Genomic DNA, 17,444 nt, shown 5'->3' with positions numbered 1-17,444 from the left:
CGGCCCGGCCGGGGGCATGCAGACTGGATCAGGCTTGTGGCCCGCAGCGCTGCAGAATAGCCGTACGCACGTTGGGCGGGACGAATTCCGATATATCGCCGCCCAGCTTGGCAATCTCGCGTACGAGGCTGGATGAAATGTAGGTGTATTTCTCGGTTGGCGTCAGGAACGCGGTTTCCACTTCGTCGGTAAGGTGGCGGTTCATGTTCGCCAGCTGGAACTCGTATTCGAAGTCCGAGATGGCGCGCAAACCACGCACAATGACCGCAAGATCATGATCGCGGGCAAAATTCACCGTGAGGCCTTCGTAGCCGGTCACTTCGACGTTTTCGAATTCGGCCAGGGCTTCTTTGGCCAACGCCACGCGTTCGTCCAGCGAAAACATCGGCTCTTTTCCCGGGTTGGCCGCCACGGCCACAACGACCCTGTCGAACAAACGACATGCACGACGGACCAAATCCTCATGACCCAGAGTGATGGGATCGAATGTACCCGGATACATTGCACTGACAGACATGAGGTTCTCCAAACGGTGGATTCAGGGCCTTGCCGACCCGGCTTGTTCTGGACAGGGCGACAGCAAGCAGTAAGTCACATTACCGGCATTGCTCGTTTTCTTGATCCCCCAGCCCGCTGGCAACGACGCCGGCGGCGCATCATGATCATGCTCAATGTACACAAGTGCATCGTGCGCCAGCCAGGCTCGTTGCTGCAGAAGTCTACACAATTCCGGCAGCAAATCGTCCTGAAACGGCGGGTCCAGAAAAACCAGATCGAATGGCTCAACCGGCGAATCCTTGAGAAAACGCAGAGCATCGGCTTCGACGATCCGAAGTTCAGTGTCAACCGCGGCGCCCAGAAGTTCTGCCGAAGAACGCAAACCGCGAACAGCGACGCGGGCTTTTTCGACCATGACGACGAGACCCGCACCGCGAGACAAAGCCTCGAAACCCAGCGCGCCGCTGCCCGCGCACAGATCGAGGCAGCGGGCGCCTTCGATGCGCGGGGCCAGCCAGTTGAACAACGTTTCGCGGACCCGTTCCGGCGTCGGCCGCAGCCCTTTTGCGTCAACCACAGGCAACAGACGGCGGCGCCACTTTCCCGCTACAATACGCAGCCGTCCGGGCTGCTGTGCGCTTTTTTTGCGTCCGCCTTGTGGCGATTTCGCCATGCTCTCCCCGCTTGTTCTTCGTGTGGTGGTGGCAATGCCGGCGATACGCAACCGGAAACTCATTCGCTAAGACGGAAATGGTGCAGGTGTTCGGTAAAAAGGACAAATCCAAGCAACCCGGCAAGACCGGTTTCGTCGCCCGCCTGCGCGCGCGACTGAATCGCGGTGACAGCTGGCTGACCTACGACCTCGCGAATCTTGTCCCCGGCGGCAAGATCGACGAAGACGTCATTGATGAACTGGAAACCCGCCTGGTCATGGCCGATGCGGGGGTCGATACGGCTTCGCGTGTCGTTGCCGGTTTGCACAAGCAACTCGCCCGGAAGGAACTCAAGGACATCGACGTATTGATGTCGGCGTTACGACAATCCTTGCTCGATATGCTGCAGCCGGTTGAACAAGTACTGAAGATTGACAGTCAGGAAGGACCGTTCGTCATCCTGATGGTCGGCGTCAATGGCGCCGGCAAGACCACGACGATCGGCAAACTCGCGCGCCGCCTCCTCGACGACGGCCACACGGTGATGCTGGCGGCCGGCGATACGTTTCGCGCAGCGGCGGTCGAACAGCTGCAGGTCTGGGGCGAGCGCAATAAGGTGCCTGTCGTGGCGCAACAAGCCGGCGCGGATCCGGCCGCGGTCATATTTGATGCCTACGAATCAGCCCGCTCAAAAAAGATTGATGTCCTGCTGGCCGACACCGCCGGTCGCCTGCAAAATCAGCAAGGCCTGATGGACGAACTCAGCAAGATCAAACGCGTGCTGCAACGCCAGTGCCCCGAAGCGCCGCAAGAGATCATGCTAGTGCTCGATGCCGGTCTCGGTCAAAACGCGCTGGCACAAGCTGAAAAATTCCATGCAGCGCTCGGCCTGACAGGGATAACCGTTACGAAGCTCGACGGTAGCGCCAAAGGTGGCATTCTGCTCGCAATCGCTGACAAACTGGCCATTCCGGTACGCTTCATCGGTATTGGCGAGTCGGCCGACGATATGCAACCCTTTGTTGCCGCAGACTATGCCGATGCGTTACTGCAAGGCAGCAGGAGTGCGACCGAGTGATACAAATCGAGAACGTCGTCAAACGTTTTCACAGTGGCCAGGAAGCATTGCGTGGCCTCACGCTGTCGATCGAACGTGGCGAAATGGTGTTCGTTACCGGCCACTCCGGCGCTGGCAAGAGCACACTTCTGCGTTTGATCGCACTTATAGAACGCCCCACCAGCGGCCAGGTGATCGTTGATGGCCAGAATACCAGCCGCGTATCGCGACGCCGCATCCCCGCGTACCGCCGGCAGATTGGCATGGTGTTCCAGGATCACAAGCTGCTCTACGACCGGCCCGTTTTTGACAATGTCGCATTGCCGCTGGTTATTGCCGGCGTCGGGCACCGCGAAGCCGGGCGGAAAGTACGCGCGGCACTTGATCAGGTCGGACTCCTGCACAAAGAGCGTCAGCACCCCGAGACGCTGTCATCCGGTGAGCAACAGCGCGTTGGCATTGCCCGGGCTATCGTCACCCGGCCAAAACTACTGATAGCCGACGAACCGACAGGCAACCTCGACCCCGAACTGTCGCTTGAGGTCATGCGGATATTCCGTCGCTTTAATGAAGTCGGTGTCACGCTGCTGATTGCCAGCCACGATCTGGCACTTATCGACCAGCTTGGCTGCCGCCGGATCGCACTGGAAAATGGCGTGCGCCAGACGCTCGACGACGACGATATCGGCGCGCTGCCGGGTGCAGATCCTCTGACAGCAGAACCATGGGTCGAATGAAAGCCAAAGAACCGACGACACCCAGGCCAGCCGGTCCGCTGACCGTTTGGCTGCTGCGTCATGTCAGCACAATGATTGCCTCGTTGGGGCGACTGGCGCGACAGCCGTTCGCGAGCTTTCTGACCGTGCTGGTGATCGCCATCACACTGGCGCTGCCGGCGTCGATGCATCTGGTTATCAAAAACGCACGTTCGTTGAGTGACGGCTGGGAGAACGCACTCGATTTCTCCGTCTACCTGAAAATCGGGACATCGATCGCCGACGCAGAGCAAATGGAAAAGCTCATTGCGCAACGCGCCGATGTCGGTGCGGTAACGTTGAAAACAGCCGACGCGGCACTCGAAGAGTTCAAGATCGCGTCAGGGTTCGGTTCGGCACTTGATTATCTGCCGCACAATCCGCTGCCGCACACATTGATCATCAGGCCGGCACCCAGCAACACTCAGGCCTCCGTAGTCCTGCTGCATGAGGAACTCGGCAATTTGCCGCTCACGGATGTTGTGCAGGTCGATTCCGACTGGGTACGCCGCTTCCTCGCCATACTGGATATTGTGCAGCGCGCTATCGGCATCGGTGGAATACTGCTCGGCGCCGCAATTGTGATCATCATTGGCAATACGATCCGCCTGGATATTGAGAACCGGCGCGCCGAGATTGAAGTGACCAAATTGATCGGCGCCACCAACGGCTTCGTGCGCCGGCCGTTTTTGTACTCCGGATTCTGGTACGGCCTGTTGGGCGGCACACTGGCGCTGGCGCTGATGGCGTACGGAATTTTCGCGCTGCGGGCCCCGGTCGCCCGGCTTGCCGGCCTCTACAACGGCCGTTTCGAGGTCCTGTCTTTGGGCTTTCAGGAAAGCATGGCCATAGTCGGCACTGGCGTATTACTGGGCCTGATCGGCTCGTGGCTGGCGGCGGCGCGCCACATGCGGCGCATAGAACCGCGCTAGCTACCGGTCCTGACCGGACGCAATCCCCGCAACAACGGCTGCGGCGGCCGGATGCAGCCTAAGGCCGCCCCGGCGCAACGCAACCGGTCCGGTCTGGCAGGCGAAGCCCGCGATCAGCGATCTTGCTAAATCACGGAATTCTTTAAATATTTTCTCAAATTCGTGACGGAACTCACGAAGCACTTAGCACTCTAATTCCCAGAGTGCTAATATCAGCACCTCGTTTAGAGGAGGGTGAAACTACCCATGACAACGGCAATTGCAACGCGCGATTCGAACCAGATTCTGGCCGGCCCGGTCGGCAGTCTCGACGCCTATATTCAGGCTGTCGGCGGAATCCCTGTACTCAGCAAAGAAGATGAGCAGGCGCTCTCACGTCGCTTCCGGGATGAGGAAGACCTGCAGGCGGCCCGAGAACTCGTCATGGCCCACCTGCGCTTTGTAGTGCACATCGCAAAAGGCTACACCGGTTACGGTCTGCCATTGAATGACCTGATCCAGGAAGGCAACGTTGGGCTCATGAAAGCAGTAAAACGCTTCGACCCTGACTTCGGTGTCCGCCTCGTGTCATTCGCCGTGCACTGGATTCGCGCAGAAATTCACGAATTCGTGTTGCGCAACTGGCGCATAGTGAAAGTCGCCACCACCAAGGCGCAACGAAAACTGTTTTTCAACCTGCGCAAGGCCAAGAAAAGCCTTGCATGGCTCAGCGCTGACGAAACAGCGGCCGTCGCCCAGGACCTGGGCGTTAGCGAGCGCGAAGTCACTGAAATGGAACGTCGCCTGAGCGCGCGCGACACGTTGTTCGATCCGGCCCCCGATGCCGACGATGAACACATGTTCACGCCAGCTTCGTACCTGCCGAGTCCGGATGCGGACCCGGCCGTGCAGATCGAGAAGTCGGACTTCCATGACGATGCGACCAGTCGCATGACAGACGCACTTGATGAGCTGGACGATCGCAGCCGCGACATACTTGAGTCTCGCTGGCTGGCAGAAAAGAAGCAGACACTGCATCAGCTGGCCGACAAGTACAGCGTGTCCGCAGAACGGATTCGCCAGATCGAGAACAACGCGATCAAGAAACTGCGAACCGCGATGGAAGCCTGATATGCAGGCGCATTGATAAAAAACCCCGGCACAGTCCGGGTTTTTTTTTTTGCTCGGCTCGGCCTGACGAGGCTGACGCCGGGCTGCGCTGCAGAGCGCTCTCGGGTTTGCAGCAAACCGGATTGGCGGTGACGACGATCAGCGGACTCACGCGCCGGGTCTGTGTATCCGGCAATTTCCACGCATCGGCTTCGACTGCCCTTGGCCGCTGCTGGCGCTATAAAGGTGCTGATGCCTAGCAGTAGTCCCGGGTGCGATACCGAATGTAACCGCCTTTTTCGATTTGGAATGGATCAGTGTGGGTCCAATGCACCAGGCCACCAAGGTCGTTCCACTCGTAGACACCGCGAAACCGAATGCGGTCGCCAACACCGAGCGGCACCTTTTCGGCGATCTCAATGTTATGAACCAGTAACAGCGTTGTGCCGTTGCGCATATCAAGAATCAGACGCTGATGATGATCACCGTCTTTGTCGTCTGGCAACAAGCGGCACACCGTGCCGATGCCCTCGACCCACAACCCCGAATCCTGTTTTCCGAATTGCCGCTTCATTGTTCTTTTTCTTATTGTACGGCGGACAAAGACTGTCCGCCGTACACGACTGTCAGTTCTCCATCTAACCCGTGATCGGCACCATCGTGATTTCCACGCGACGATTCGCCTGACGACCCGCTTCGCTCGAGTTATCGGCAACCGGTCGGCTTTCGCCCATGCCGACGGTTATCAGCCGCTGGCTATTGATGCCCTGTGTTTGCAGGTAGCGCGATACCGAATTGGCGCGCCGCTCGGACAGTGCCTGGTTGTAAGAATCGCTGCCTGTGCTGTCCGTGTGGCCGGCCACTTCGACCACGGTGCGGTCAAACTCGGTCATGACTTTTGATACGGACGTCAGAACGCTAAAGAATGCCGGACTGAGGTCCGAGCTGTCTGTCGCGAAGGTAACATTGCCCGGCATGTTGAGCGTGATGTTGTCACCCATGCGAGTGACGCTGACACCACTGCCCTGCAGTTCCGCCCGCAATTTCGCTTCCTGTCGGTCCTGATAGTTACCGATTGCGCCACCGGCAAGTGCGCCAACACCGGCACCAATCAGCGCTCGCTGGCGACGTTCGACCGCATCATCACCCGAGACCAGACCCACAACCGCGCCTGCAACCGCACCAATAACAGCCCCGGTTGTTGCCCGGCTGGTCTTCGACTCCTGAGTGTAGGGATCCAGGGTCTGGCAACCGATCAATACCGTACAGGCAGCCGCGCCCAGAAAAACGGTTCGAAATTCCTTGTAGTTCATAGTCAATCCTCTTTATGCCCATGCGAACAGCGCTCGGCAGGAAACCCGCCATGCCTCGCCAGAACCGCATTGTACCGGCCTTGATGCTGAACCACGACTGAACCCTTTGGATCGTGGCGAATCAGAGACTTAGGTGTAGAATAATGACCCGCAACCGACGACCGGAACCCATGTCTGATACCGATCACTGGCTGGAATGCTACGCCCGCAACCAGCGCGATATCCGCTACCGGCCAGCGTACACACTGGCCGCAGGAATGCTCGTGCTCGGCCTGGTCGCGATGCTGTCTGCATTACCGGTGCCGGACGCACTTTATGCCATTTCTCCGCTGCTCAACTGGGGCAGCGTGTTTCTTATGGCGTCGCTCGTTTACTACTTCATTATTTCAGTGCCGCTGGCTATCGGTATGTTGCCGGTGATCGCGGCCATCATGGCGTTCCAGCTATGGCTGGGCACAACCGACAACTGGCAGCGACCGTTTGCTGCACTGATGACCCTGGCCGGTGTGGCCGGTCTCTGCCTGAGTCATTATGGCCGTGGCGGCTTGCGCGCCGTGTCCCGCGACATCCAGCTTGTCATGATTGCGCCGCTCTGGGCCCTCGCCAGCCTGTACCGCCGCCTGGGTATCCCCTTGTAGCCAGAGTCGGCTATTGCACTGGTTGTGCCGTTATATTCGGGTAGAATTGCCCGCTCACCAGAAAAGACCTATCAGGAGCCACCGTGGCCAGTACCGCGCCTTTGAAATCGTCCGGAAGCAACAAGAAATCGCTGAACCCGCTCGATCTGTTCGACATACGCTCGCAACTCTCGGAAGAAGAGCAAATGGTGCAGGACTCGGTGGCGCGCTTTGTCGACGACAAAGTACTGCCGGTTATCCGCGATGCTTTTGAACATCACTACTTTCCTAAAGAATTCGTTCCCGCGGTCGCTGAACTGGGTCTGCTGGGCAGCTCCATCGAAGGCTACGACTGCGCCGGACTGAACAGTGTCAGCTACGGTTTGATTTGCCAGGAACTGGAGCGCGGTGATAGCGGCCTGCGCAGCTTTGTCTCAGTGCAGAGCAGCCTCGTTATGTACCCGATCGACGCCTACGGATCCGAAGAACAAAAACAACGCTGGTTACCGGCAATGGCGCGCGGCGAGGCCATTGGCTGTTTCGGCCTGACCGAACCGCACGGCGGTTCCGATCCGTCAAACATGAAAACGCACGCCAAGCGCGACGGCGATGACTGGCTGTTGAATGGCGCCAAGATGTGGATCACCAATGCAACAGTCGCTGATGCGGCTGTCGTCTGGGCGATGACCGATGAAGGCGTGCGCGGCTTTATCGTCGAAAAAGACATGCCCGGCTTCACCGCCCAGGAAATCGAAAACAAATTCTCTTTGCGCGCTTCTGTAACCGGCGCATTGTTCCTCGACAACGTTCGCGTTCCCAACTCCAGCGTTTTGCCGGGCGTGGTCGGGCTCAAGGGGCCGCTGAGCTGCCTGACCCAGGCACGGTACGGCATCACCTGGGGTGTCATCGGCGCCGCACAGGCCTGCCTCGACGAAGTGCTGAAATACACGCAGGACCGCGTGTTGTTCGACAAACCGCTCTCGCACAATCAGCTGATCCAACATCGCCTGGCTGACATGTCGCGGCGCATTACGACGGCTCAGCTGTTGTCGCTGCAACTTGGTCGCATCAAAGACCGGGGCGAATTGAACCCGACCCAGGTGTCGCTGGCGAAGTGGAACAACTGTCGCGCGGCCCTCGATATCGCACGTGATGCCCGCGACATGTTGGGCGGCGCCGGCATCAGTGCCGAATTCTGCCCGGTCCGGCACATGCTGAACCTCGAGAGTGTCATTACCTACGAAGGCACCGAATCAGTGCATCAACTCGTGGTCGGCAAGGAACTCACGGGCGTCAACGCGTTTTGATCGGCAACACCCGCCAGTAGATTCCATTGTCAGCACCGGAGCGGCTGCCGCAAAACCGTGATGTGTGGCGGATCGCGGCACCGCTGATCATTTCCAATGTCTCCGTGCCGCTGCTCGGCATGGTCGACACAGGGGTTACAGGCCACCTCGACAACGCCGCCTACCTGGGCGCCGTTGCTATTGGCGGTGCGGTGTTCAGTTTCCTGTATACCGGTGTCAACTTCCTGCGCATGGGTACCACCGGCATGACCGCGCAGGCATTCGGTGCCAACGACAGTGCCGCTATTCGCAACTCGCTTGGTCAGGCGCTGGTTGTCGCACTACTTATCGCCACGGCACTGCTGTTGTTGCAGCAACCGATCAAGCACTTCGCGCTGCAACTACTTGCGCCGGATGCGGCGATCGCACCGTTTGCCAACACATATATAGGCATCCGTATCTGGAGTGCCCCGGCCACCCTGGCCAATTACGCGCTGATTGGCTGGTTCATCGGCTTGCAGAATGCCCGTATCCCGCTGGCTATCGTGCTCGTGACCAACGCCGTGAATATCCTGCTCGACCTGTTGTTCGTCGTTGTACTGGGCATGACAGTGGATGGCGTGGCACTTGCCTCGGTAATCGCGGAATTTTCCGGGCTGGCGGTCGGCCTTACCTATGCCGCCAGAGAACTCGCCCGCCACGGCGGTTCCTGGGACGTAACGCGGCTGACCACACCGGCGGCCTACACCGCATTTTTTGCGATCAATGCGCACTTGTTTGTACGCACGATCGCACTGGTCTCAACCCTCGTGTTCATCACGGCTCAGGGCGCGCGGCTGGGAACGCTGGTACTTGCCGCCAACGCCATCCTGATGAATCTGCAGTTATTGTTATCGTTCGCGCTGGACGGTCTGGCGCATGCGGCTGAAGCGCTGACCGGAAAAGCCATCGGCGAGAAAAACAAGCGTGCGCTGCGGCAATCCGTTGCGCTGACCTTACGCTGGTCACTCGGTACCGCCGTCGCATTCAGTGCGCTCTATGTGCTCGCCGGCCCGTTGTTTATCCGTACCCTGACTGACCTGCCCGACGTTCGCGAAACCGCCATCCGCTACCTGCCGTGGATGGTGTTGTCGCCGCTGGTATCGGTCTGGTCGTTCCTCTATGACGGCGTTTTCGTCGGCGCCACCCGCGCCCGGGAAATGCGCGACATCATGCTGGCCTCAGCCTTGCTCGTTTTTCTGCCGAGCTGGTATTTGCTGCAGCCGCTGGGTAATCACGGCCTCTGGCTCGCGTTCACCCTGTTTATGGCAGCCCGCGGCATCGGCATGCATTACTACTACGAACGGCGGGTCGCCTCAGACGCCGAAGCGTAGCGTGCCACCACGGCCTCGGTCGGCGCCACCACTGTCGGTGCACGATGGACATTCTTGTCACATTGCGCTTGCACGGATCGGCGCGCCCACAGGTACGAAACCAGCCCCATCACGATGTTTGCGGCAGCATAGGCTGCAAAGATACCGGCAATGCCAAAAAAGCGGTCACCAATGAAAGCCAAAGGCACGTAAATAACGACCATGCGGGCGACGCTGACGGCAACCGCGGGCATGGGCTTGCCCATGCCGTTGAACGAGGCGTTCATCACCATGACCATGCCGTAAGCGCCGTAGCTGATCGGTACGATCCACATGAACAAGGTGGCGACATCCGTCACTTCGTTGCTGTCGCTGAACAATGCCGGAATCACGTTGCTGCCGGCCGCTAACAAGACCGCGATGCCCAGTCCCGACGCCAGGCAGAAAACCGTGCACAAGCGCAATGCGGTCAGTATGCGTTTCGATTCACCCACAGACATGTTCTGCCCAACGAACGGGCCTATGACCGCGGACATGGCGTAGTAGACAACGAGGGTCAAGGACTCGATCCGGGTGGCCACACCGAAGCCCGCGACTGCGTCGGTGCCGTACTTGGCCAGCATGGCGGTAATCACGCCGAGCGCGATGGGAATAATGGCGTTCGTGGCGGCAGCCGGAACACCGACGTGCAGAATGTCTTTCCAGGAACTCTTGAGCTGCGGAAATTTCGGCAGGCGGAAAGTCAACATGTCGAGGCGCTGGTGCATGAAAAACACCGTGCCGACAAAAATGATAGCCCGCGCCAGCAATCCTGCCATCGCCGCGCCGTCCAGCTCCATGCGCGGAATCGGACCCAGACCAAAAATCAATATCGGGTCCAGCACAACGTTGAGCACGGCCGCAATCACCATAAGCTTGCTCGGCAAGCGGGTATCGCCGGTTGCCCGCATGCTGCTCATGCCCACCATGCCAACCACCACGAACGGCACGCCGATATAAAGAATACGCATGTAACTGCCGATGAGCGGCAGCATGTCCGCGGGCGCACCAAGCAACGTAAACAGCGGATCGATAGTCAGGATGCCGATCGCACAGATCACCGCCGTGACGCCGAACGACAGCAACAAACTGTCTGTCGCCAGCCGCTTGGCACGCTCATGGTCATGCGCACCTATTGCCCGGGCCACCACTGATGAAGTGCCCGCACCCAGACCGATCGCGACACTAGTTACGACCATGAGCACCGGAAAGCCGAAACTCAATGCGGCGAGTTCGCGGTCACCGACCTGGCCGATGAACCACGCATCGGCAAAGCTTTGCAGCATCATCATGGTGATGCCGTAGATGACAGGTACCGTCATGTCGACCAAGTGTTGGCCGACCGGCCCCTGGGTAAGGCGGGCTTGAGCTGGTTTCATTCACGATCCGACGGTGGGCAATCCGCGCAGGCGGCTTGTGTGGTTCAACTATGTACCAGCGTACGTCTTGCTGCAAACCGGACGAACAAATCGCTGGGTTATGATGCACAGACCCCTGCGCTACGGACGCGTTCCGTCTAATAACAAACGGAATCCGGCAACAGCGTCGGCTTGGGGCGATTTTTGACAATACCGAGCCAGACAAACGGCTCGCTGAAACGGAAGCGGCAACGCGATGAACTGGAAACGACTCAGCAGCAGGATTGTATTCGACAATCCCTGGATCACGGTGCGCGAGGACAAGGTGATCAACCCTGGCGGAGGCCGCAATGATTACGGCCATGTGCATTTCAAGAACCGCGCAATCGCGGTACTGCCGCTCGCGAACAACGGCGATACCTGGCTGGTTGGTCAGGACCGTTACACGCTCGGCGAATACTCCTGGGAACTGCCGATGGGCGGCGGCCCTCTGGACGAACCGCCCCTGCTCGCCGCTCAACGCGAACTGCGCGAGGAAACCGGCCTGACCGCTGCCGACTGGCGCGAATACATGAAACTGCATACCAGCAACTCGGTTACCGATGAAGTGGCCTATGTATTCATCGCCCGGGAGCTCGAACAGGGCGCTACCGAGTTCGAACAGACGGAAAACATTGCCGTGCGTCGCTTGCCGCTTGCGGACGCTATCGCCGAGGCTCAGCAGGGCCTGATCACCGATGCCATCAGTGTTGCCGCCCTGCTGAAGTCGGTTGAGTTTCTGCCGGTAACAACGCCGCCGTGACCACGTAGCGCAGCGGGCCACCAACCTCGGTGGTGGTAAACGGGTAGCAGGTAATCAGGGTCAGCATCGGTTCATCGGTGTCGAGCACCACGCTGCCAACCCGGGCATCAACCACGTCTATCGCCACCACAGCGAAACGAAGTCGCCGCCCGTCGCTGCGCTCGACCTGCAATTCATCGCCGTAACCGACCGTTTGCAGAAACTGAAAGTGCGTGTCCCTGTGCCCGGCAATGACACTGTTGCCGGTATCGCCAGGCAGCACACTCGAGCTTAAGTGACCCGGAGCAAACGCCAGCGTGCGTCCTGAACCGCCAGCCAGCACAATCAGCTCGATATTGCCCTGCTGGGCTGACAGCCGCGCCACCGGCGCGGTATCGGCCCAAGGCCAGGGACGTGCGGACGCATCGCCTGCCGCTGCGCGGGTCCAGGCGTGTTGCATCAGGCCTTGTGCCAGCCAGGCTTTGGCCGGTATCCAGGCGCCATAGCCGATCTGCCAGAAGCCGATACCGAACAGGCAAGCCACCAGCCAGCCCGACCTAGTCCGTGGCAACACGCGCAACACGCACAGGCCCCGTTACCGAACAAACACGCAGCATGAAGAGCAGCGTAGCAAGCAACAGGCACACTGCACCAACCATGCGCATCAACGGCGCCATGGTACCGGTCGCGGGAAAACCGAATATCGCCCGCTGGCTTTGCCCATAGGGCATCAGGTTCGGTACCTGTTCCCGCCCGAGATCCGCGCTCTGCGGCCGAACCGGCGTCTTGTCCACCGCCACCAGACTCGTGTGCTTGCTGACCAGACCGTAGGCCAGCGCCGTATCGACGATGTCACGACGGATGCTGTCGTCGTCAGGACTGTGCCGTTCGTTGCCGTCCAGCTCCGCAATCCGCGCACGCGCCCAAAGTGCGGCGACACCCGGATTGTCCTGCGACTTCGCCAGCGGAACCGCTGCCGACCAACCACCGCCGGACGCATTGCCGCGAACAATCAACTGGTCGCCTGCGCGCGGCGGCATTCCAAGCCGCGCTTTGACAACAACCGGCTCGCCGCTATAGAGGTCGGCCACCCGGCTCGGGTACATCTCGACCTGTACTCCATCCGGCCATTGCAACTCGATGTCCGTCAGCATCGGCTCGCGCAGGCGGCGCAACAAACGGCCCATCTTCTCCTGCACTTCGTGCAGAGCACTGATGTAGACAAAACTGCCGCGGCCAGCTTCTGCCGCTTTCTGCATGAACCAGCCATTGGGCGCTGAACCAATGCCCACGGTAAACAGGCGGGTATCGCCCAGCCGCGCCGCAATAAGGTTGAACAACTCGACTTCATTGCCAACGGCGCCATCGGTCACGAACACAACCTGGCGTAATCCGTGTTCGCTGCCCCCGGCCAATGCTTGCAGCAACGCCGGTCGCATCTCGGTGCCACCGTCTGCCTTCAGCTGGCGTACCCAGGAGACGGCCGTTCGCAAATTTTCCGGCGTTGCCGGAACGCTGCGGGGAAACAACGGCTCGGTAATGGAATTGAACTGGATCACGTTGAAATAGTCGTCCGCGCGCAAACCGTCCAGCGCCAGCAGTACCGACTGCCGCGCCTGCTCGATAGACGTACCGTGCATGGAGCCAGACGTATCAACAACCAGCGTGAGATCACGCGGCTGAAAGTCGTCCTCCGACCTTGCCACACCCGGCGGTATCAGCATCAGCAACAGGTGTTGCTGATTGTCGATGGACTCGGCGAACAGTGCCGCTTCAGGTACCTCGGTTTTGACGGGTCGCCACAGTAATTCCAGATCGTGATCGGTCACTTCGTTGTCGCTGCTGAACGTCACAACGTAGCGCTTGTCAGTATTGCTGACATCGATGGGATGGTAGCGGCTCGCGATAGTATCGAGCGGCATACCCGCGTCTATTTCCACGTGCAGGTTTATGCGGTGCTCGTCCGAGTGACTTACCATGGGCGGCGTTATGAGCGACGCGTCCGGCACCCTGTCCGTATCCTCCGACCAGCCGTTGCCCTGGCGGTCAACAACAGGCCGGCCCGGAATGTAGCGCGGTGTCAGCGTCATCGGAAAGCGCAGACTGAACGTGCCTTCATCCAGTTTTACCGTTTCGAGATAACCCACCTCTATGGAAATCGTCTCACCGGGTGCGATGTTCGCGAGCGATGTCGTGAACAGGTTGCTGCGTTGCTGGCCAACGAGACTGGCCCGCTTACCGGCTTTGCGAGCCGCTTCGTATTCTTTCTTCGCGGTTTCTTTCTCGCGTATCTCACCTTCGATGACTCTGTCGCCGGCGCGCATGCGCAGACTATCGACGGCCGCATCTTGCGGCAGCGGAAATACATAGACACCCTCAACCCACTCGTTGCCATCGTTGCGGAATACCTGGGTCACCCGAACCCTCGCCACCGTGCCGCTGATCTGCATCCGCACATCGGTATTTAGACGCGTTGCCGTTGTGTAACCGGACTGCATACGCAACAACAAACTACCGCTCTGTTGCTCCGCGAGTTCATCGGCCATAACCACAGCAGCCGCAGGCAACAAGGCGGTTAGCACTACAAACGCTGCAGCCAGATTCCGGACGAACGCGCCAGCCGATCTCAATGGCTTGCCGCATTTGCTCAGGACGCGATGTCCGGCAACCAGAGGCCGCCGGTGTGGCCGGTTGTTGTTTTTGTGAATTCGGTTAGATGCGGGGCTCATGACGCGGTTTCCTTGTGTGGTTGCACGTATTTCAACCGCCGAGCCCGCTGCCGCCATGACTCACTCGTGGCAATACAGCGACAAAATATGGCGAATTGTGTCGCTGCAGCGCGGTTCCGCCGAAGACAGCCTGTCGCGTTGCACTGTGCTGCCGCCACTAGGCGCATACGCAGAACAACGCTATTCTGTTGCTTATCTGCGCGACGAAGCTCGCAACGCAAACTGCAGGAAAGAAGGGAATGTCAAAGAGAATTGCCATCGTCGAAGACGAAGCCGCGATCCGCGAGAATTACGCCGCCGGTTTCAGACGCGAGGGTTACACCGTTGATTTGTTCGCAGCGCGCCAGCCTGCCCTGCAAGCCTTCGAGGCCCGCTTGCCGGATCTCGTGGTCATCGACATCAATCTGCAGGACGATGTCGAAGGTGGCTTCGAGTTGTGTCGCCGTTTGCGGCAGATGTCAGATGACCTGCCGATTATTTTTCTTACCGCGCGTGACAGTGAATTCGACGCGGTTTCCGGATTGCGCCTTGGCGCTGATGACTACCTCACGAAAGACATAAGCCTGCCGCACCTGATGGCGCGCATTGCGGCATTGTTTCGTCGACTGGATGCCATGCAACGACCTGAATCGGGCCAGTCGCTGTTACGGCGCGGTGACCTGGAACTCGATCTTGATCGCATGACCGTACGCTGGCACGACCAGCCAGTCGGGCTGACGCTGACTGAATTCTGGATGGTGCACGCACTCGCGCGTTACCCCGGACACGTGAAGAATCGCCAACAACTCATGGATGCTGCGCAGGCGGTACTCGATGACAACACGATTACCTCGCACATCAAACGTATCCGGCGCAAGTTCGTCGCCGTTGATCCCGGCTTTGATGCCATCGAAACGGCCTACGGCATGGGCTATCGCTGGCTCGGCAGTCAATAGCCGGCAGCGATTCCTGCAATGAATCTACGCCGCCAGTTGCTACTCATCAGTTTGTTGACCCTGGTATTGCCGTGGGCGGGCGTACAGTTCATTCGCGAAACGGAAACGGCGCTGCGCGATGGCCAGCAACAAATGCTCGCCGGTACTGCGCAAGCGATTGCCGATTCTCTTGCACAGTTTCCCGAAGAGTTTCTGACGCCGCAGAACCGCACAACTTTCGGCGCTGGCCAGATCTACGCACACCCGCTCGAACGCGAACCGCTGCTGGATGGCTACCTTGATGACTGGACGACCTCGCCGGACTCGTTGCGCGAAATGCGCGGTGTCGACGGTACCATTCGCTACCTGTTTGGCACCTGGCGTCAGCAACTGTGGTTTTACGTCGAAGTGCCTGACCAGAGCATGGTGTACGCCGGCCCGAACAACAGCAATGACGTCGACAGTATTGCTCTGACCAGCGTAGGGCCTGAGAACGAAACGATAGAACTGCGGTTTGCGCCCGAAGCCCCGGGACGAATTGTCGCGCGGCGGGACGGCAACAATTCCGATCAACGTATCGCCGCGCACTGGCAGGACACGCCGAACGGTTATCAACTGGAAGGCCGTGTTCCCCGCCAGGTACTCGGTCCTGCCGTCGGGCTTGTCGTCAACAACGCCCGCAGTGCGGGCAACAGCGTACGCAGCAGCACCTACAGCGGCCCGCAACCAGGCCGGCTGGTAACGCCTTCGCCCTTGTTGCAAAGCGTACTGGGTGGCTACGTGCAGGCCGGTTTGCGGCTTATCGTTACCGACCGCGACGGCTGGCGACTGGCGAGTGCGGGCAGTATTTCCGGCGGCAGCCGACGTGGCAGCCGGGAACGGTCAGGCTGGCTGAGACTCGCCTATGACGCAATCCTAGAGCCGGGTGAAGAGGCCCAGCTCGCGGAACCCGATCCGTCCGGGCGCGAACAACAGCGTTACATAGCGTCGGCGCTGAATGGCTCCATGCAGGACAGCTGGTTTCGCTCGGCGCAGACCGGGCGGGCAGTTGTCGCGGTTGCCCAGCCGGTATGGTCGGGCAATGTGCAGACGGGCGTGGTGGTACTGCAGCAGGGCACGGACGCAATTCTGAGCCTGACCAGTGACGCCTTGACCCGGCTAATGACGTTTACCCTGATTGCCACACTGGCCGCGGCCGGCGCTTTGCTGGGCTACGCAAGCTGGCTGTCGCAACGCGTGCGACGTCTCAGTCACGGCGCGCGCCGTGCGCTGGACAAAGATCGTGCCCATGCCGAGCTGCCCAGTCTCGCGGCACACGACGAGATTGGCGATCTTTCCCGCAGTTTTTCCAGCGTGCTGCGCCAGCTGGGTGATTACAACGAGTACCTGCGCTCTCTGGCGTCAAAGCTGTCACACGAATTGCGTACCCCGCTGACCATCGTGCGTTCGTCGCTCGACAATCTCGAACACGAGCCGCTGTCGACGGAAGGCAGGCGCTACACGGAGCGAGCCCGCGACGGCGTTGATCGCCTGAAAGGCATCCTCAATGCCATGAGCGAGGCAAACCGCATCGAGGAGCTGGTGACTCAAGCAGAAATTGAAGCGTTCGATCTTGATCATGTGCTGCGGTCGGCACTTTCCGCCTATGCAACGGCCTGGCCACAACATGCGTTTCCCTACCGCAATGCCGCGAACAATACGCTAATGCGCGGCGCACCCGAATTGATCATCCAGCTGCTGGATAAACTTATCGACAACGCCGTGGACTTCAGTCACAGCGACGCAGACATTCAAACGACGTTGCGCGAAGACAATGGCATGCTGCACGTTGATATCGTCAATTCCGGCCCGCCGCTACCGGACAAAATGCGCGGTCAGCTATTTGATTCGATGGTCTCGGTGCGCGCCGGTAGCGCAAGCCAGCACCTTGGCCTGGGCCTGTTTATTGCCCGCGTCATTGCAGAAGGCCACGGCGGCTATATCACGGCAGACAACACCGATGACGGCGTGCGTTTCAGCTTTGCGCTCGCGCGCGGCTGAACGCAAGCGGCGTCATTACCCGATCCCGAAG

Annotated in this window: 17 protein-coding genes; 10 read left to right on the top strand and 7 right to left on the bottom strand. The window is 59.5% G+C overall.

All coding sequences use genetic code 11. The features are described from left to right. Nucleotides 1-28: 28 nt before the first annotated feature. Nucleotides 29-517 (bottom strand): pantetheine-phosphate adenylyltransferase, encoded by a 489-nt coding sequence (coaD, locus tag BA177_RS00730; protein WP_068611850.1) that lies wholly within the window; start codon nucleotides 515-517, stop codon nucleotides 29-31. 21 nt (nucleotides 518-538) lie between these two features. Next, the gene (gene rsmD / locus BA177_RS00725) at nucleotides 539-1,171 is read right to left on the bottom strand and encodes a 16S rRNA (guanine(966)-N(2))-methyltransferase RsmD (RefSeq protein WP_068611848.1); all 633 of its coding nucleotides are present in this window, start codon (nucleotides 1,169-1,171) and stop codon (nucleotides 539-541) included. An 86-nt stretch (nucleotides 1,172-1,257) separates the two neighbouring features. Between rsmD and ftsY the strand changes: the two genes are divergently transcribed. The 4 genes from ftsY (at nucleotide 1,258) to rpoH (ending at nucleotide 5,005) form a co-directional block, all read left to right on the top strand. Further along, on the top strand, nucleotides 1,258-2,229 hold the full coding sequence (gene ftsY / locus BA177_RS00720; protein ID WP_330385146.1) for a signal recognition particle-docking protein FtsY: 972 nt from the start codon (nucleotides 1,258-1,260) through the stop codon (nucleotides 2,227-2,229). Next, entirely contained in the window at nucleotides 2,226-2,945 is a 720-nt protein-coding gene (ftsE, locus tag BA177_RS00715) for a cell division ATP-binding protein FtsE (RefSeq protein WP_068611845.1), read from the top strand. The genes ftsY and ftsE overlap by 4 nt, the downstream gene beginning before the upstream one ends. Continuing rightward, the gene (ftsX, locus tag BA177_RS00710; RefSeq protein WP_068611842.1) at nucleotides 2,942-3,895 is read left to right on the top strand and encodes a permease-like cell division protein FtsX; all 954 of its coding nucleotides are present in this window, start codon (nucleotides 2,942-2,944) and stop codon (nucleotides 3,893-3,895) included. The genes ftsE and ftsX overlap by 4 nt, the downstream gene beginning before the upstream one ends. A gap of 246 nt (nucleotides 3,896-4,141) precedes the next feature. Then, a complete protein-coding gene (rpoH, locus tag BA177_RS00700) occupies nucleotides 4,142-5,005 on the top strand; it encodes an RNA polymerase sigma factor RpoH (RefSeq protein WP_068611837.1) in 864 nt (287 codons plus the stop codon). Nucleotides 5,006-5,240: 235 nt separating this feature from the next. Here rpoH and BA177_RS00695 read toward each other — a convergent pair whose 3' ends face one another. Next, nucleotides 5,241-5,558, bottom strand: coding sequence for a DUF3465 domain-containing protein (locus BA177_RS00695; protein ID WP_068611834.1), 318 nt, complete (start codon nucleotides 5,556-5,558; stop codon nucleotides 5,241-5,243). Nucleotides 5,559-5,622: 64 nt separating this feature from the next. After that, nucleotides 5,623-6,297 (bottom strand): OmpA family protein, encoded by a 675-nt coding sequence (locus BA177_RS00690; RefSeq protein WP_068611832.1) that lies wholly within the window; start codon nucleotides 6,295-6,297, stop codon nucleotides 5,623-5,625. Between the two features lie 143 nt (nucleotides 6,298-6,440). Here BA177_RS00690 and BA177_RS00685 point away from each other — a divergent pair, with 143 nt between their 5' ends. From BA177_RS00685 to BA177_RS00675, 3 genes are all read left to right on the top strand, one after another. Beyond that, on the top strand, nucleotides 6,441-6,935 hold the full coding sequence (locus tag BA177_RS00685) for a DUF962 domain-containing protein (RefSeq protein ID WP_156762623.1): 495 nt from the start codon (nucleotides 6,441-6,443) through the stop codon (nucleotides 6,933-6,935). An 83-nt stretch (nucleotides 6,936-7,018) separates the two neighbouring features. After that, nucleotides 7,019-8,221, top strand: a complete 1,203-nt coding sequence (locus BA177_RS00680) for an acyl-CoA dehydrogenase family protein (RefSeq protein ID WP_231892474.1) — start codon at nucleotides 7,019-7,021, stop codon at nucleotides 8,219-8,221. Between the two features lie 26 nt (nucleotides 8,222-8,247). After that, entirely contained in the window at nucleotides 8,248-9,573 is a 1,326-nt protein-coding gene (locus BA177_RS00675) for an MATE family efflux transporter (protein ID WP_197493249.1), read from the top strand. On the opposite strand, the gene BA177_RS00670 is transcribed toward BA177_RS00675, so the two are convergent. Continuing rightward, nucleotides 9,537-10,970, bottom strand: a complete 1,434-nt coding sequence (locus tag BA177_RS00670) for an MATE family efflux transporter (protein WP_068611827.1) — start codon at nucleotides 10,968-10,970, stop codon at nucleotides 9,537-9,539. The genes BA177_RS00675 and BA177_RS00670 overlap by 37 nt on opposite strands. A gap of 235 nt (nucleotides 10,971-11,205) precedes the next feature. Between BA177_RS00670 and BA177_RS00665 the strand changes: the two genes are divergently transcribed. After that, nucleotides 11,206-11,751: an NUDIX domain-containing protein gene (locus BA177_RS00665; RefSeq protein ID WP_068611825.1), complete on the top strand. Its 546-nt coding sequence runs from the start codon at nucleotides 11,206-11,208 to the stop codon at nucleotides 11,749-11,751. Here the strand turns inward: BA177_RS00665 and BA177_RS00660 are convergent. Together BA177_RS00660 and BA177_RS00655 are read right to left on the bottom strand one after the other, a co-directional pair. Then, nucleotides 11,693-12,304, bottom strand: coding sequence for a class GN sortase (locus BA177_RS00660; protein ID WP_197493248.1), 612 nt, complete (start codon nucleotides 12,302-12,304; stop codon nucleotides 11,693-11,695). The two genes, BA177_RS00665 and BA177_RS00660, sit on opposite strands and share 59 nt — an antisense overlap. Further along, nucleotides 12,288-14,459, bottom strand: coding sequence for a marine proteobacterial sortase target protein (locus BA177_RS00655; protein ID WP_197493247.1), 2,172 nt, complete (start codon nucleotides 14,457-14,459; stop codon nucleotides 12,288-12,290). Before BA177_RS00655 ends, BA177_RS00660 begins: the two co-directional genes overlap by 17 nt. A 239-nt stretch (nucleotides 14,460-14,698) precedes the next feature. Between BA177_RS00655 and pdsR the strand changes: the two genes are divergently transcribed. Further along, nucleotides 14,699-15,394 carry a proteobacterial dedicated sortase system response regulator gene (gene pdsR / locus BA177_RS00650; RefSeq protein WP_068611821.1) on the top strand — a complete coding sequence of 232 codons (696 nt, stop codon included), beginning with the start codon at nucleotides 14,699-14,701 and terminating at the stop codon, nucleotides 15,392-15,394. Nucleotides 15,395-15,412: 18 nt separating this feature from the next. Next, nucleotides 15,413-17,413 carry an ATP-binding protein gene (locus BA177_RS00645; protein ID WP_068611819.1) on the top strand — a complete coding sequence of 667 codons (2,001 nt, stop codon included), beginning with the start codon at nucleotides 15,413-15,415 and terminating at the stop codon, nucleotides 17,411-17,413. Nucleotides 17,414-17,444: the final 31 nt, after the last annotated feature.

Source organism: Woeseia oceani, assembly GCF_001677435.1.
GTDB classification, from domain to species: Bacteria; Pseudomonadota; Gammaproteobacteria; order Steroidobacterales; family Woeseiaceae; genus Woeseia; species Woeseia oceani.
This window is presented reverse-complemented; position numbering and strand designations above follow the sequence as displayed.